Genomic DNA, 14,269 nt, shown 5'->3' on the forward strand with positions numbered 1-14,269 from the left:
CTCCACTCCGAGCTCGATTACCGGACCCCGATCGAAGCCGAAACCGAGTATTACGCTGAAACCGAATCACTCTTGAAAGCGACCGCTTCCCAAGAGAACACCTAGGAACGAAACCCAGGGCTATTCACAGGGGAACCGTGCGGTTGTCATGAGCGGCGGTCATGCTTCCTCGACCCGGGAGACGCTTCCACGTGATGCGGCCAGCACGTTCGGTTATGTGCACCGTGCCCGAGATTGTCTCGACCCGATGCGCGCCGCGCTCTGTCGGGAGCTTGTCGTATCCGTCGGACGGATGATTCTTGACCATAGGTGACGGTATCCAGCGATCTGCAGGCTGCCAATCGAATGAGAACTCCTTGTCGAAGAGTCGGTCTAATCCGTCAGCGCTCACGGATCTGCGTCTGGCTTCGATCCGCAAGCAACTCACGAAGCAACCGAGCTCGGCGGTGCGATAGGGCGCCTGCCCGCAACTGTCCCAGTTGCCGGTCGAGCCATCGGGCAAGCACGAACTGATCGCGATCCGCCGAAGTCAGCCGTGGCAGGGAGCCGTTCATCCTCTTGTGCCGGCTGCAGGCTTCGTAGTTGGCGATCCAGGCGGACTGTTGCGGATCCCAGGAGAAGCTCGGTGATACGTCGAGCCTGATTATCTGATAACGGACCAATAGAGTGGAGCGGCGCTGGTACCGGCTCCACTCCCCCAGCCACCGTTCCTCGTCCGGGAGCGTGGAAGCGTTGCGGGTCTTTTCCCGAGGGCTGCGCTCTTGGTCGCGCCAGAACTGCTCATGCCGGTGCAAGGTGCCAATCCAGTTCGCGGCGCGACGACCGTCTTTCGGATGCAGTTCGGCGACACCTGTGACGACCGCGGCTTCGACCGAACTCCGAAGCGACGAGCGCGCATCCCATTCCGAATCAGCCGGCCAGAGTGCCAGGACACGCTGATGGAGCTGTGCCGGGGTGGGGTATTCGTGCATGGAGTGCCCTTCTGGAGGCCACGTCGATCGCGGCTCCCACAGACACATGCGCGGGGGAATTCGGCTCTGCACCCTTTGGTGCGCTGTTATTTGTCAATGACTCGGCGACATAGCGGGAACGTCAGTGCTTAGCGTGGGATCAGGGCCGAGTTAGGGCTGGTGGAGTGATGATCGCTATTCGGAGGAGCCGTGGTTGACGCACTAGAAGACGACTTCGCTGGGAGATTTCGGATCACGACTCGAACCGGCACCAGATACGTGATCGACCTCGACCGACGACTCGTCCGCCGGGAACCGGCCTTCACCGGAGGCTCGGTCATGATGCGCAGGGACGGGCAGGACCTGGATCTGGTCTTTCTCCGCGAGTGCCGACTGGGCGCACCGTTGATCGTGCTCGTTGACCTGGATGTTCGCGGTGCCTGTTGGACTCAACGAACGAGCGCTGAGGTCACGCGCATCCGGCTCGACCGGAGCGCACTGTGACAGGAACCGACCCTGCCAGGCCCGCCTATCTGCCCATTGTGGCGCTGCCCTATTGGCTGACACTAGGCCCGTTTGTTGAAGCAGCAGTCCGCGACAGCGCGGCGGGCTGTGGGCGAAGCGAACGGGACCTGTTCGCCGCGGCGACCCCGATGGTGTTGTGGGCCTGGCAGGCACGAGGTGTACCTCTGGAACGGGAACGAGTGTTCCGCAATTCGCTCGTGGAGCAGTTCGTGCACCTGGGTATGCCGGGCGCGGCCCGAGGTAGCCGGGCGACGTTGCGTTCGACGCTGTGGAGGATGACCGAGATCCTCAACCCGGCAGACGCCGGTGGCCGCCACCGCCCGATCCCCCGCTCGATCCCGACGGCCGCATATCCGAAGACAGAGATCGTGGAACTCTTCTCGTGGGCGAACGCCCAGGGCACTCCCGCCCGGAGCCGCAGTGCGCTGGCCCTGCTCTGCCTCGGCTTCGGCGCGGGGCTGGCCACGCGCGAACTACTCGACGTGCGGGTCAGCGATATCAGCACCAACACCGACGAGCGCCTCGTCGGTTCTGCGACGGCGACGGTCGTTGTGTGGAGTGACCGGCCCCGGGTCGTGCCATTCCGTCACGAATGGGTCCCCACCCTGCTCACCGTCGTGAGCGACTTGGACGACGACTGTTGGTTGTTCCGACCCGGGCGCACCGGAACTTCCCCGGGACAGGTCACCGACTTCCTCACCCGGTCGCGCACTCACCTTGATGTGCGTCCATCCCGAATGCGAACCACCTGGCTCCTCCAACATCTGGCCGAGGGAATGCCTGCTGCCGAGCTACTACACATCTCCGGGCTGAGAAATTATGCCGCCCTCGACAAACTGGTGCCCTTCATACCTCCTGCAGCCGGTCGCGAAACCTCCTTAAGGAACTCGTAACGGCCGCTGATCTGGGGAAACGAAGAATGTCGAGGCGGCGGAGTCCGATAGTCAGCGAAGGGGTGGGTGAGGCCCGAAATGAGCCGCACACATACTCTTCATGCAAAAAATTCACCGACTCAACGACAACCTTCCCTACTCCTTCGCGGCAGTTCAGGCTCTTCGAGAAATCGACCAGCAGCTGCCAGATCATCTGTGGCGGATTCTCTCCGGCTACTCTCCGAACCGTCCAACCACGGCCTGGGATGTGGTTCGACCATTTGTCATCGAGTGCGTGATCAGCATGAAGCCTCGCACCTACTCCAACGCCCGCCGGTCAATGACAATGACCGCCCTCTACGTCGCTTGGGTGTGGACAGTTACCGGGTGCGAACTGACCGCCGGTCATGTGTTCAGCGACGCGCTCATCCGCCGCTACCTGTCCGAGCGGCTCGCGAAGCACTCGGACGTGTACCGGTTCGACACCGCCCGGCAGCTGGCCGCGACCGCCGAGGCGCTCACCGCCAATAACATCCACCGGCTGCCCACTCCCCCTCATGGCGGGCGCGTGCGCCCTTACTCCGCAACGGAGCAAGCGACTCTCTACTCGTGGGCCAACACCCTCACCACTGCCCAGAAACGTCAAAATGCGCGGGCGCTCCTCAGCCTCGCCGGAGGTGCAGGCCTGACTGCCCTGGAACTCATGGCAGTCCAAGTCGAAGATGTTGAACTGGTGGGCGACCGCGCGGTCGTGAACGTCACTGGCGAGCGGCCGCGGCGCGTTCGCATTCGCGCAAACTGGGTGCGCACCCTCACCCACAGCGTCGGCCCGCGCACCGACGGGAACCTGTTCCAGGCTTACAGGCTGGAGGAGTACCCACCGCACGAGCTCCAACGATTCCTTTGCGACAACCCGTGCTCGCCCCGCCCGTCCGCAGCCAAGCTGCACTCCGGCTGGGTCGTCTCCCAGATCGACGCGGGGCTGCCGCTCGGCGTGCTGCTGGAAATCACCGGGTTCACTTCTGCTCAGTCTCTGCAGCCCTACCTGAAATATGCCAAGACGCATCGTCTCGACCCCTACATCGCCCGCATCACCGGCGAAGAGGCGGTCTGATCATGGCGACCGACATCGACTGTGTCGACAACCTCCAGGAATACGACTCGGAGAAATTCGGCGGATTCTCGCTCCTCGAAGTCGACCGGGCCGGCCGCGCGGATCTCATGTTCGAAGACGATCAGGTGAAAGCCGCCTCAGACAGGGTGAAGAAATCCGGGGCCCTAGAACTTCTCACAAAGTGGGAGGCAGAAGACCGCCCCGATTACAGCCAAGGCGGACGCCCACGAATCATCTCTGCTCACGCGATCCTCGTCGGCTTGATTCTGCTCGAGCAAGAGTTCTCTTCCCTATTTTTGCGCGGACTGTCCGTGACATTCCAAACCAGGATCAGCCCAGCGGGACGGGCAATGCTTGACCTGCCCGAACCAGGCCGAAACCGACTGGATGCCCGCAAAGAACGGCAACGCTGGGAAAAGAACACCAACAACGCCTTCCATCGCATCAGTGACCTGATCGATCCGTTTCCGATGAAGCGCCACTCGGCACTCACCTACACGCAGGTAGGCGAAGTACTCGCAGCCCATGACGAGGAACACGAGAGGGTGATGAAGCTTCGGCTGGACGAATTCACCAATGCGCTCCTGCTGATGACCTACAACGAGCAGCCGCGCCGACTTCGCCGCGCAAGTAAGAAGATCGATGCCTCAATCGACCAAAGCTCAATCTCGCCGCCCAACAAGAAGGGCTACTCGAAGAAAACGTTGGGAAATCGCATCCACCAGGAATCCACACGAACTGTCGAAAAGCTCAGCCCCGGACCGGTCGATATCTTCGCCGGCTGGTACGCAAAACACGACGATGACGCCCGCCTCGATCTCAAACCAGGGACGAATGACCCGACGAGCCCAGGGAAGCGCGGAAGCGGTCCTGCTCTGGTGTGGGCGTGGACCCTCAACACCATGGTGCGGGTGGACTCGGAGCCTGGCGGTGTCAAACGGTTTCCGAAACTCGCTCTCGCCCTGTCGATGAGCCTGCCGAATGTCGGGGTGTCCGAAGAGGCCGTCAACCTGATGAAATTCGCGCTGAAGACGGGGCTTCAGCCCGGGATCATCGATGCCGACAAACAGTACTTCGCGAACGCCACCGTGGACAGACTTCATCAACCCACGTCCGAGCTGGGATTCACACCGTCCACGGAATATCGAGTCGACAGGCTCGGCGTCCAAGGCGGCAAAGGCGGAGCCGAGTTCATCGAGGGCGGTGTGTACTGCCCCGGCACCCCCGCCGCCCTGAAGAGCGCGACGAAAGACAAACACGACGGAATCATCGACGTGCAGACCTATCTCGCGAGAATTGCCGAGCGTCGCGCCTTTGAACTCCACGCGAAAGAGCGCCCCGACGCATCCGGCAAACAACCGCTGCGCTGCCCGGCACTCGGGGACAGCCCCACCGTCACCTGCCCGCTCCGCGAGCTCTCGAAGAAGGCCGCCCACGTGGAACGCCCCGGCGTCGACCAGGCAGATATTCCCGAGTTTCTCGACCGCATCTGCAAGCAACATTCCGTGTCATTCACCAAGGAAGACACCCTGCGGCAGAAGCAAGCCTTCCCCTTCATGAGCGAGGAATGGGACGAGTTCCACGACCACGCCCGCCAATCGATCGAGTCTCTGCACAGCGGCTTCAAGGACGAAGGCAAGGAGCTCGTCGCCTCCTCCGGACGCCGCAGGGTTCGGGGATTCGCCGCCGGACAAATCCTGGTGACAGTCATGATCCTCAACTTCAACCTGCGCACCATCGCGAAGTTCCTGCGCGATGAAGTCGAAGCCGAAGCCGAGCCAGACCGCGTTCGAGCGGACCCTATCGTCAGACGCCGAGACCGCGTCTGGGACAACCTCTATACAAAGACCACCGCCCGCGATTCAATTCTGGACATCCAAGAACGCGGCGAGCTGGAATCACCGCTCCGAACCTAGGGCACGCACTTTATCTAACTCCGCCGTCAGGCACCCACCACCGCAGACCGAAGAATCCAACGCGCCCAAAACAGGGCGCGTTCGTCAGTTAACGCACCAACGCACCAATCGGTGCTCCCACAGTCAGATTCACACCGGCGACAGAGCCATAAAAGACGAAACGCTCCCGAGAATCCTCAGGAGCGTTTCACTTTCAGGCAGTTCTTAGAACAGTTCTTAGAACAGACCTTTAGTCGGGCTGACAGGATTTGAACCTGCGACCCCCTGACCCCCAGTCAGGTGCGCTACCAAGCTGCGCTACAGCCCGATGTCGATCGAAGGCGAACCTGTCGAAGACAACCTGTCCATACTAGCGCGACGGAGATGGTCGCTCGAACGGGCAGCGACTCAGGAGCGGAAGACTTCGAGGATGGTCGGGGCATCGGCCGGCGACGCGAGCACTTCGATCTCGTCCCCGGCCGCAATCGGACCGGTGCGGATGACGCGCAGGTAGGCCCCGAGGCGGCCTTCGGTGGCGAAGCACTTGACCCAGCCCCGCTCATCCGCTCCCCCGACCCAGCGGGCGAAAGTGGCGCAGGGAGAGCGCGGCATGGTCACCTCGACCTCGACGGTGCCGCCGATCCTCCAGCGTTCGCCGACCCGGGCATTGGAGACGTCGAGGCCCGATACGCGCAGGTTCTCGCCGAACCAGCCTGGTGTCAACACGCGGCCGAGCTCTGCGGCCCAGAACTCCGCATCCTCCTGCGCGTAGACATAGAGAGCCTTGTCGTGACCCCCGTGGTTCTTACGGTCGGCCTGCACGTCGGCGTAGAGGCCGAGGCGGCCAACCTTGATCGGGCCGACGGTGGGGTGCTTGTCGATGGCGGTGATGCCGACGCTGCCGGCGTCGGGACGCAGGGCGCTGACGACACAGGCGGCGAGGAGGGTTGGCATGAGGGGAGTTTACTCAGGGCGGTCTCGCTCCCCACCGGCACGGCCGCCCGATTCTGGCGAATCGTTCGGAACCGGCGGCGTTGGCCCACAGTCGCTGGCGTTCCCTACTCGACCAGCAGCGAGGGTTACTCCGCGAGGTAGGTACGGAGATCGGACCAGGCGGCGCCGAAGCCCGGGTGGAGGGGCAGCACGTCGACCTCGGTGAGCGGCACCCAGCGCAGCTCGGCGCTCTCGGCGTCCGCGATCACCGGCTCGAAGATCTCCAGCGCCTCGGCCACAACGGTCGTGTACGACCAGTAGCCGAGGTCGAGCACCGAGGTATGGATGATGCGCAGCAGCTCAGCCGGCACGGTCGCCTCCTCGGCGGCCTCGCGAAGCGCTCCGTCGACGGCGCTCTCACCCTGCTTGCGCGCGCCACCGGGAAGGCCCCAGGTGCCACCGAAGTGGCTCCAGCCGACGCGGTGCTGCAACAGGATTCCGACCGACGGATGCCACACCAGGAGACCGGCGGCCCCGAAACGTCCCCAGAACTTCGCGCCATCGGGCCCGTAGACCCAGGCGTCACCAGGGTCGCGGATGTGGCCCGGTGGGAGGGGCGGGGGGCGATCGGACACAGGTTAAGTCTGCACTACCGAAGGTCTCGCTCCCCACGAAGCCGCCGCCCGATCCAAAAGCGGGATCGTTCGGACTGCGTCGTGTGCGCCCACGTCGCTGGCGCTCCCTACCCGACCAGCAGAAGGCGCTACTCGACCAGCGGACGGGGCTAGGTGCGCTTGCGGCGCTCGCGCACACGCATGTTCACGTTGATCGGGCTGCCCTCGAAGCCGAAGATCTCGCGCAGGCGGCGCGTGATGAAGCGACGGTAGCCCGGATCGAGGAATCCGGTGGTGAACAGCACGAACGTCGGCGGACGCGTCGCGGCCTGGGTTCCGAACAGGATTCGCGGCTGCTTTCCGCCACGAACGGGGTGCGGATGTTCTGCCGCGAGCTCGGCGACGAGGGCGTTGAACTTGCCGGTGGCGATGCGGGTGTCCCACGAGGCGAGCGCGAGTTCGAGCGCGGGAACCAGCTTCTCGAGGTGACGACCGGTCTTCGCGGAGATGTTGACACGGGGGGCCCAGGCCACGTGCGCGAGGTCCTGCTCGATCTCGCGCTCGAGGTACCGACGGCGGTCGTCATCCATCAGGTCCCACTTGTTGAAAGCGAGCACCAGGGCGCGACCGGATTCGAGCACGAGGTCGATGATGCGCACGTCCTGCTCGCTGATCACGTCGCTCACATCGAGCACGACGACGGCCACTTCGGCCTTCTCGAGGGCGGCGCTTGTGCGCAGCGAGGCGTAGAAGTCGGCGCCCTGGGCGAGATTCATGCGACGACGGATGCCGGCGGTGTCGACGAAGCGCCACACCTTTCCGCCGAGTTCGACCTGCTCGTCGACCGGGTCGCGCGTTGTTCCGGCGAGCTCGTTGACGACGACACGCTCTTCGCCGACGGCCTTGTTGAGCAGGCTGGACTTTCCGACGTTCGGGCGACCGAGGATCGCGACGCGGCGCGGTCCGCCGACCTCTTCCTTGGCGACGGCCGAGACCTCGGGAAGGATCGTGAGAACGTGGTCGAGCAAGTCGGCGACCCCACGACCGTGGAGCGCGGAGACCGGCCACGGTTCGCCGAGGCCGAGGCTCCAGAGGCCGGCGGCCTCCGGCTCCTGGCGCGCGTCGTCCACCTTGTTGGCGGCGAGGATCACGGGCTTGCTGGTGGAGCGGAGCATGCGCACGACGTGCTCGTCGGTGCTGGTGGCGCCGACGGTGGCGTCGACGACGAAGAGCACGGCGTCGGCGAGGTCGATAGCGATCTCGGCCTGGGCGGCGACGGAGGCGTTGATGCCCTTGGCATCGGGCTCCCAGCCACCGGTGTCGACGAGGGTGAACTTGCGTCCGGCCCACTCGCCCTTGTAGGTGACGCGGTCACGGGTGACGCCCGGGGTGTCCTGCACCACGGCCTCACGACGCCCGAGGATGCGGTTGACCAGCGCCGACTTGCCCACGTTGGGGCGGCCGACGATCGCGAGCACGGGAAGCGCCGGAAGGTAGGTGATGGCATCCGGATCATCCGACGCGGAGTCGAGGATGTCGCGGTCTTCCTCGTCGAGGTCGTAGTCCTCGAGGCCCGCACGCAGCGCATTGGCTCGCATGAGCGCGTCGGACTCGTCGAGCACCGCGAGCTTCTCGCTCAGCTTCGGGTCGAGATCGCCGTATTCGTCGTGCTCTTGGTCGTTGTTGTCTGGCATGGGGATTTCCTGGTCTGTGGTCTCGACACGGCCTAGCGGCCTACTCGACCGACAAGTGCTACGACCGCCTGCACGGTCTGGTCGAAGTCGAGATCTGTTGAATCGAGGGTGGTCACACCCTCGGCGGCGTTCATGAAGTCGACAACCCGGGAGTCCTGGGCATCTCGAGAACTGAGCTTTTCGGCAACGGCCGCAGCCGACTCCGTCGGTAACTCAGCGGAACGCCTCGCCATTCTAGCTTCTTCGGAGGCCGTGAGCAGTATCCGGGTGTCGGCGTCCGGGCAGACCACGGTCGTGATGTCGCGTCCCTCGGTGATGATGCCGGGCCGTTCGCTGCGATCGATGACCCCTCGGAACAGGTCCACGAGGTAGGCGCGCACCACGGGAACCCGCGCGACCTGGCTCACCACTGCTGAGATGCGGGGGTCACGGATGGCGTCCGTGACATCCACTCCCCCGACTCGCACAAAATAGTCGTCGGGATCGATGCCGATCTCGTAGGCGAACGCGGGCAGCGACGCGATCACGGCGTCGGCATCCGCGGTGTCGACGCCGTTCTCGAGCGCGAACCACGCGAGCGCCCGGTAGGCGGCGCCGCTGTCCTGGTAGTCGAAACCGAGGGCGCGAGCGGATGCCCGGCTCACGCTCGACTTGCCGCTTCCGGCCGGACCATCGATGGCCACGACCACGCGCCCGCCGCTCACGCGTTCACCTGGGCGATGCGCCACCCGCGTGCCTCGAGGTCGGCGACGAGTCCCGACTCGGCTTCGGGCACGACGGAGATCTCGGCGAGCCCGATCTGCTGGCCCGGTGAGTGCTCCAGCCTCAGGTCTTCCATGTTCACTCCGATGTCTCCGATCTCTGTCAGCAGGCGCGCCAACTCACCCGGCTTGTCATCGACCATGACGATGATCTGGTTGAAGCGCCGATCCTGGCCGTGTTTTCCGGGGATGCGCGCCACCCCGGTGTTGCCGCCCGCGAGAAGCTCCGCGAGGGCGCGACGGGCGCCGGGCAGCTGCGGGGCGTCGAGCGTGTCGATGGCCCGGTCGAGGTCTGCGCGGTACTCCCGCAGCACTGCCGTGACCGCGGCGGCGTTCGCTCCGAGTATCTGCACCCACAGCTCGGCATCGCTCGAGGCGATGCGGGTGGTGTCACGCAACCCCTGCCCGGAGAGGGAGAGGGCGGATTCGGTGCCGCCACTGAGGCGCCGGGCCAGCAGGGAGGCGATCACCTGGGGCACGTGGGAGACGAGGGCGACACTGGTGTCGTGCTGCTCGGCCGTCATGATCACGGGAACCGCGCCGAGATCGAGCACGAGGTCTTCGATGACCCCCACCTGCGCGGCCGGCATCCCGTCGTGCGGGGTGATGACCCAGGGGCGTCCGAGGAACAGATCGCCCCTGGCCGAGATCGGCCCACCCCGCTCGCGACCGGCAAGGGGATGCGATCCCACATAGCGGTTCACGTCAGCTCCGGAGTCCCGCACCCCGGCCAGCACCGCCACCTTCACGCTCGAGACATCGGTGACCAGGGCATCGGGGAACGCGGCGAGCTCATCGGCGATCACCCGTGCCGTGACATCCGGGGGCACCGCCACGACCACCAGACGCGGATTATCGGTGTCGCGGGCGGCACGGCCCGCCCCGTAGTCGATGGCGAGGCTCAGGTTCGCTGGCGAGGAGTCGTGCACGATCACGTCGACGCCGAGGGCACGGAGCCCGAGGCCGACGCTCGCGCCGAGGAGTCCGGTGCCGACGACGCGCACCTGGCCGATCATGCGGCTTCCGTTCATGGTCTGGTTTCCGTTGCTCTAGAGGCGAGGGGTTTATTGGGCGAGGTCGAGCCGCAGCGCGACCGCTCCCCGCAGGTAGGTGTGGACGATGTATTTGCGCGGGGTGTCCGACTCCACCAGGGCCATCAGCCGGATGACGAGCGGCATCGAGCCAACGACATCCATCTCCACCGCGCACATCAGGGGCACGTCGCCGAGCCCGAGTTCCCGCGCCGCGAGGGCGGGGAACTCGCTCGTGATGTCGGGCGTCGCGGTGAACATCACCGAGATCAGGGCGTCGGTGTCGATCTCGTTGGCGTGCAGGGTCTTCGACAGCAGCTCGGCGGTGGCGTGCATCACCTCGGCACGGTCGTCCCGATCGAGCTGGATGGCTCCGCGAACGGCGCGTACCGCCATCAGTCCGTCTCCTCGGCGTCGGCGTCTCCGGGGCTGCCGGAGGTCGCGTCGCGCGAGATCGTGAGCAGCGCGCCGAGCTCGGCCTTGGTGAGGTCACGGATGTCGCCGGCCCCGAGCGACCCGAGGTGCAGCGGACCGAACTGGCGTCGCACCAGATCGATCACCGGGTGGCCGACCTCCTCGAGCATCCGTCGCACGATGCGGTTGCGCCCGGAGTGCAGAGTGATCTCCACCATCGTCTCGCGGGCGCCCGCCTGGCCGACGATGCGGGCCTTGTCGGCCGCGATCGGCCCGTCTTCGAGGTCGATGCCGCTGGTGAGCTTCGCGACGGTCTGGGGCGACACCCGGCCCTCCACCTTGGCGATGTAGGTCTTCATCACCCCGAACGACGGATGCGCGAGCACGTGGGCGAGCTCGCCATCGTTGGTGAGGATGAGCAATCCGGAGGTCTGCGCGTCCAGCCTGCCCACGTTGAAGAGCCGCTCGTCGAAACGCGACACGAAGCGCTGGAGGTCGGGGCGGCCGCGGTCATCCTGAAGCGAGGAGACGATGCCGACGGGCTTGTTGAGCATGAGGTAGCGGCGCGAGGTGTCCAGTTGGATGGCGACCCCGTCGACCGAGACGAGATCCGTGCCGAGCACCCGGCGGCCGAGTTCGGTGACCACCTCGCCGTTCACCTCGACGCGCCCGGCCTCGATCATGTTCTCCGAGACGCGACGGGAGGCGACACCGGCGGCGGCCATGAGCTTCTGCAGGCGCACACCGTCATCGGAGGCTGCGCCGGAGGGCAGGTCAGAAACCATCGGAGAAACCGTCCGATCCGTCGGAGAGCAGGGGCGAGATCGCCGGCAGCTCGTCGATCGAGTTGATGCCCAGCTGGGCGAGGGTGAGATCGGTGGTCGCGTAGTGGATGGCGCCGGTCTCGCTGTCGGTGAAGGCCTCGGTGATGAGGCCGCGACCCAGCAGCGTGCGCACGACGGAATCCACATTCACGGCCCGGATCGACGCGATGGCGCCCCGGCTGATCGGCTGCTTGTAGGCGATCACGGCGAGCGTCTCCAGAGCGGCCTGCGACAGGCGCGTGGGGTTCTGCGTGAGCACGAAGTCGCGCACGACATCGTCATACTCGCCGCGCACGTAGATGCGCCATCCGCCCCCCACCTCTCGAAGCTCGAACCCGCGACGGATGCCCCCGGCCTCACCCTCACCGTGGCCATCGAAGTCGGCGACGAGTCGCTCGATCGACTGCCTCACGGCAGCGACGGGCACGCCGAGAGCGGTAGCGAGGGAGACGAGCGTCTGCGGTTCGTCGGCGATCATGAGGATCGCCTCGAGGCTTCGCTCGACGTTCACCGGCGGGGTCGCCGTCTCGGGGGTCTCATCCATCAGGTCAATTTCCATAGTCTGATCCCAGGCTCGCGAGGTTCTCTTCCGACCAGTGTTCGGCGGTCCAGCGTACGGTGAGTTCGCCGAGCGGTTCCAGCTGCTCGAAGGCGAGTGAGGCCCCGCGGTACAGCTCGAGAATCGCGAGAAAGCGCGCCACGATCACGCCCTTCTGCTCGACACCGGCGATCAGCTGGCGAAACGTCATCGGCTCGCCGCGGCGCAGCAGCGCGACGACGTGAGCCGCCTGCTCCCGGATGCTCACCAGCGGCGCGTGCAGGTGGTCGAGACCGACTGTCGGCAGCTCGCGCGGCGCGAACGCCAGCGCGGCAATAGCGGCGAAGTCCTCGAGGCTGAGGGTCCAGACGAGCTCCGGCGTCTGCTTGCGGAACTTCTCCTCCAGTCGAACCGTGCGCACATGCCGGGTCGATTCGGCGTCGAGCTGGGCGGAGAACCAGGTCGTCGCCTCCTTGAAGGCCCGATACTGCAGCAGGCGCGCGAACAGCAGGTCGCGAGCTTCGAGCAGCGCCACGTCCTCGGCATCCACCAACTCGCCCTGTGGGAGCAGCCCCGCCACCTTGAGGTCGAGCAGGGTCGCGGCGACGACCAGGAACTCGCTTGCCTGGTCGAGTTCCGTCGCGGTGTCGAGCTGCTTGAGGTAGGCGATGAACTCGCCCGTGACGATGCTGAGGGAGATCTCGGTGATGTCCAACTCGTGTTTGCCGATCAGCGACAGCAACAGATCGAACGGACCGTTGAAGTTGCTGAGGCTCACCGAGAAGCCGGTGGCCTCCGGATGCTCGACCGTCGCGTCAGGCGACCGCGCCACGGGCGATCAACTCTCTGGCCAACTGGCGGTAGGCCCCGGCTGCCGCGTGATCGGGAGCGAACTGAGTGATCGGGGTGCCGGAGACGCTCGCATCCGGGAACTTCACGGTGCGCCCGATCACGGTCTCGAAGACGCGGTCTCCGAAGGTCTCGACGACCCGCTCGAGCACCTCACGCGAGTGCAGGGTGCGGGAGTCGTACATGGTCGCCAGAATGCCGTCGAGCTGCAGGGCGGGATTGAGGCGGTCCTTGACCTTGTCGATGGTCTCGACCAGCAGCGCCACCCCGCGAAGGGCGAAGAACTCGCACTCGAGCGGGATGAGCACACCGTGGGCGGCTGTCAGGGCATTGACAGTGAGCAAACCGAGCGAGGGCTGGCAGTCGATGAGGATCACGTCGTACTCCCCGCTCACCTGGCGGAGCACTCGCGCCAGGATCTGCTCACGCGCCACCTCGTTCACGAGGTGCACCTCGGCCGCGGAGAGGTCGATGTTGGCCGGGATGACGTCGAGGCCCGGGGTGGACGTCGTGCGGATGGCCTGATGGGCATCCTTCACGGTTCCGAGCATGAGGTCGTAGATGTTCGAGCCCTCGTGGGAGGCCACGCCGAGGCCGGCCGACAGGGCCCCCTGCGGATCGAAGTCGATGGCGAGCACCCGGCGGCCATAGCCGGCCAGCGCGGCGCCGAGGCTGATGGCGGTCGTTGTCTTACCGACACCGCCCTTCTGATTGCAGAGGGCGATGATTCGCGCGGGACCGTTGGACGCCAGAACCGGAGGCTCCGCGAAGACGGTGAGCGGGCGACCGGTCGGGCCGGTGGCGACGCGATCGAAACCGGGGAGTTCCTCAGCCGATTTGTCCCGCTTCGCTGTCATCCCGACATTCCTTACCGTTGATCACCGGCCGCTGCCGATTAGGACGATTCTATCGATGGCGTGTGCGCCGCCCCGTCAGACTCGCCACGCGCGGTGTGCCGGGGTAGGGGGCATTGGTGGCGTCGCCGTCGGTCGCAGTCGGCGCTTGCGGGGCAGCACGCGCCGATCCGTCAGAAAGTGCTCGTTCGCGGAGCCGAAAGCGCACTTTGTGGCGGATGGTGCGGGGAGCGGCATGTGCCGCGTCGATGTTGTCGTCGCCGCGCTACACGGCCGACCACGACACCTGGCGGGCGGCACCCGCTGATCCGTCGCGAACTGCGCCACTCGTGGCAGCGCGCAAGCAGTTTGTGACAGTTCGGCGGTCGACCGGGCGGGTTCGACAGGGCGCCCCCTTGGTG

General features: G+C 65.6%; 14 protein-coding genes and 1 tRNA gene. 3 read left to right on the forward strand and 12 right to left on the reverse strand.

Annotated features, from left to right (window positions below; genetic code table 11):
• Positions 1-380: 380 nt before the first annotated feature.
• Positions 381-971, reverse strand: coding sequence for a hypothetical protein (locus VLI63_RS09345; protein WP_409156605.1), 591 nt, complete (start codon positions 969-971; stop codon positions 381-383).
• Between the two features lie 779 nt (positions 972-1,750).
• Here VLI63_RS09345 and VLI63_RS09350 point away from each other — a divergent pair.
• From VLI63_RS09350 to VLI63_RS09360, 3 genes are all read left to right on the forward strand, one after another.
• Positions 1,751-2,368 (forward strand): hypothetical protein, encoded by a 618-nt coding sequence (locus VLI63_RS09350; protein WP_409156606.1) that lies wholly within the window; start codon positions 1,751-1,753, stop codon positions 2,366-2,368.
• A 100-nt stretch (positions 2,369-2,468) separates the two neighbouring features.
• Positions 2,469-3,461 (forward strand): hypothetical protein, encoded by a 993-nt coding sequence (locus tag VLI63_RS09355; protein ID WP_409156607.1) that lies wholly within the window; start codon positions 2,469-2,471, stop codon positions 3,459-3,461.
• 2 nt (positions 3,462-3,463) lie between these two features.
• The gene (locus tag VLI63_RS09360; protein ID WP_409156608.1) at positions 3,464-5,377 is read left to right on the forward strand and encodes a hypothetical protein; all 1,914 of its coding nucleotides are present in this window, start codon (positions 3,464-3,466) and stop codon (positions 5,375-5,377) included.
• Positions 5,378-5,610: 233 nt separating this feature from the next.
• On the opposite strand, the gene VLI63_RS09365 is transcribed toward VLI63_RS09360, so the two are convergent.
• The 11 genes from VLI63_RS09365 to VLI63_RS09415 all read right to left on the reverse strand — a co-directional run bounded on the left by VLI63_RS09365 (position 5,611) and on the right by VLI63_RS09415 (position 13,871).
• A tRNA-Pro gene (locus tag VLI63_RS09365) sits at positions 5,611-5,684 on the reverse strand.
• An 80-nt stretch (positions 5,685-5,764) separates the two neighbouring features.
• Complete coding sequence (locus tag VLI63_RS09370) at positions 5,765-6,310, reverse strand: MOSC domain-containing protein (protein ID WP_409156609.1); 546 nt, start codon at positions 6,308-6,310, stop codon at positions 5,765-5,767.
• 125 nt (positions 6,311-6,435) lie between these two features.
• Positions 6,436-6,924 carry an NUDIX domain-containing protein gene (locus VLI63_RS09375; protein ID WP_409156610.1) on the reverse strand — a complete coding sequence of 163 codons (489 nt, stop codon included), beginning with the start codon at positions 6,922-6,924 and terminating at the stop codon, positions 6,436-6,438.
• 149 nt (positions 6,925-7,073) lie between these two features.
• Positions 7,074-8,597 (reverse strand): ribosome biogenesis GTPase Der, encoded by a 1,524-nt coding sequence (der, locus tag VLI63_RS09380; RefSeq protein WP_409156611.1) that lies wholly within the window; start codon positions 8,595-8,597, stop codon positions 7,074-7,076.
• 32 nt (positions 8,598-8,629) lie between these two features.
• The gene (gene cmk, locus VLI63_RS09385; protein ID WP_409156612.1) at positions 8,630-9,301 is read right to left on the reverse strand and encodes a (d)CMP kinase; all 672 of its coding nucleotides are present in this window, start codon (positions 9,299-9,301) and stop codon (positions 8,630-8,632) included.
• Positions 9,298-10,389, reverse strand: a complete 1,092-nt coding sequence (locus tag VLI63_RS09390; protein ID WP_409156613.1) for a prephenate dehydrogenase — start codon at positions 10,387-10,389, stop codon at positions 9,298-9,300. Before VLI63_RS09390 ends, cmk begins: the two co-directional genes overlap by 4 nt.
• A 33-nt stretch (positions 10,390-10,422) precedes the next feature.
• Entirely contained in the window at positions 10,423-10,785 is a 363-nt protein-coding gene (gene aroH / locus VLI63_RS09395; RefSeq protein ID WP_409156614.1) for a chorismate mutase, read from the reverse strand.
• A complete protein-coding gene (locus tag VLI63_RS09400) occupies positions 10,785-11,588 on the reverse strand; it encodes a pseudouridine synthase (protein ID WP_409156615.1) in 804 nt (267 codons plus the stop codon). Before VLI63_RS09400 ends, aroH begins: the two co-directional genes overlap by 1 nt.
• Positions 11,578-12,186: an SMC-Scp complex subunit ScpB gene (locus VLI63_RS09405; protein ID WP_409156616.1), complete on the reverse strand. Its 609-nt coding sequence runs from the start codon at positions 12,184-12,186 to the stop codon at positions 11,578-11,580. Before VLI63_RS09405 ends, VLI63_RS09400 begins: the two co-directional genes overlap by 11 nt.
• Entirely contained in the window at positions 12,176-12,997 is an 822-nt protein-coding gene (locus tag VLI63_RS09410; RefSeq protein ID WP_409156617.1) for a segregation and condensation protein A, read from the reverse strand. Before VLI63_RS09410 ends, VLI63_RS09405 begins: the two co-directional genes overlap by 11 nt.
• Complete coding sequence (locus tag VLI63_RS09415; RefSeq protein ID WP_409156618.1) at positions 12,981-13,871, reverse strand: ParA family protein; 891 nt, start codon at positions 13,869-13,871, stop codon at positions 12,981-12,983. Before VLI63_RS09415 ends, VLI63_RS09410 begins: the two co-directional genes overlap by 17 nt.
• Positions 13,872-14,269 lie beyond the last annotated feature (398 nt).

Origin of the sequence: Lacisediminihabitans sp. H27-G8 (genome assembly GCF_046156175.1) — a bacterium.
In the GTDB taxonomy this organism is placed as follows: Bacteria; Actinomycetota; Actinomycetes; order Actinomycetales; family Microbacteriaceae; genus Lacisediminihabitans.

Bases quoted from the DNA above. Each gene is read 5' to 3' on its own strand.
- VLI63_RS09415 (WP_409156618.1), bottom strand. From the start codon at position 13,871: ATGACAGCGAAGCGGGACAAATCGGCTGAGGAACTCCCCGGTTTCGAT.
- VLI63_RS09405 (WP_409156616.1), bottom strand. From the start codon at position 12,186: ATGGAAATTGACCTGATGGATGAGACCCCCGAGACGGCGACCCCGCCG.
- VLI63_RS09345 (WP_409156605.1), bottom strand. From the start codon at position 971: ATGCACGAATACCCCACCCCGGCACAGCTCCATCAGCGTGTCCTGGCA.
- VLI63_RS09355 (WP_409156607.1), top strand. From the start codon at position 2,469: ATGCAAAAAATTCACCGACTCAACGACAACCTTCCCTACTCCTTCGCG.
- VLI63_RS09360 (WP_409156608.1), top strand. From the start codon at position 3,464: ATGGCGACCGACATCGACTGTGTCGACAACCTCCAGGAATACGACTCG.
- der (WP_409156611.1), bottom strand. From the start codon at position 8,597: ATGCCAGACAACAACGACCAAGAGCACGACGAATACGGCGATCTCGAC.
- VLI63_RS09370 (WP_409156609.1), bottom strand. From the start codon at position 6,310: ATGCCAACCCTCCTCGCCGCCTGTGTCGTCAGCGCCCTGCGTCCCGAC.
- VLI63_RS09390 (WP_409156613.1), bottom strand. From the start codon at position 10,389: ATGAACGGAAGCCGCATGATCGGCCAGGTGCGCGTCGTCGGCACCGGA.
- VLI63_RS09350 (WP_409156606.1), top strand. From the start codon at position 1,751: ATGACCGAGATCCTCAACCCGGCAGACGCCGGTGGCCGCCACCGCCCG.
- VLI63_RS09400 (WP_409156615.1), bottom strand. From the start codon at position 11,588: ATGGTTTCTGACCTGCCCTCCGGCGCAGCCTCCGATGACGGTGTGCGC.
- aroH (WP_409156614.1), bottom strand. From the start codon at position 10,785: ATGGCGGTACGCGCCGTTCGCGGAGCCATCCAGCTCGATCGGGACGAC.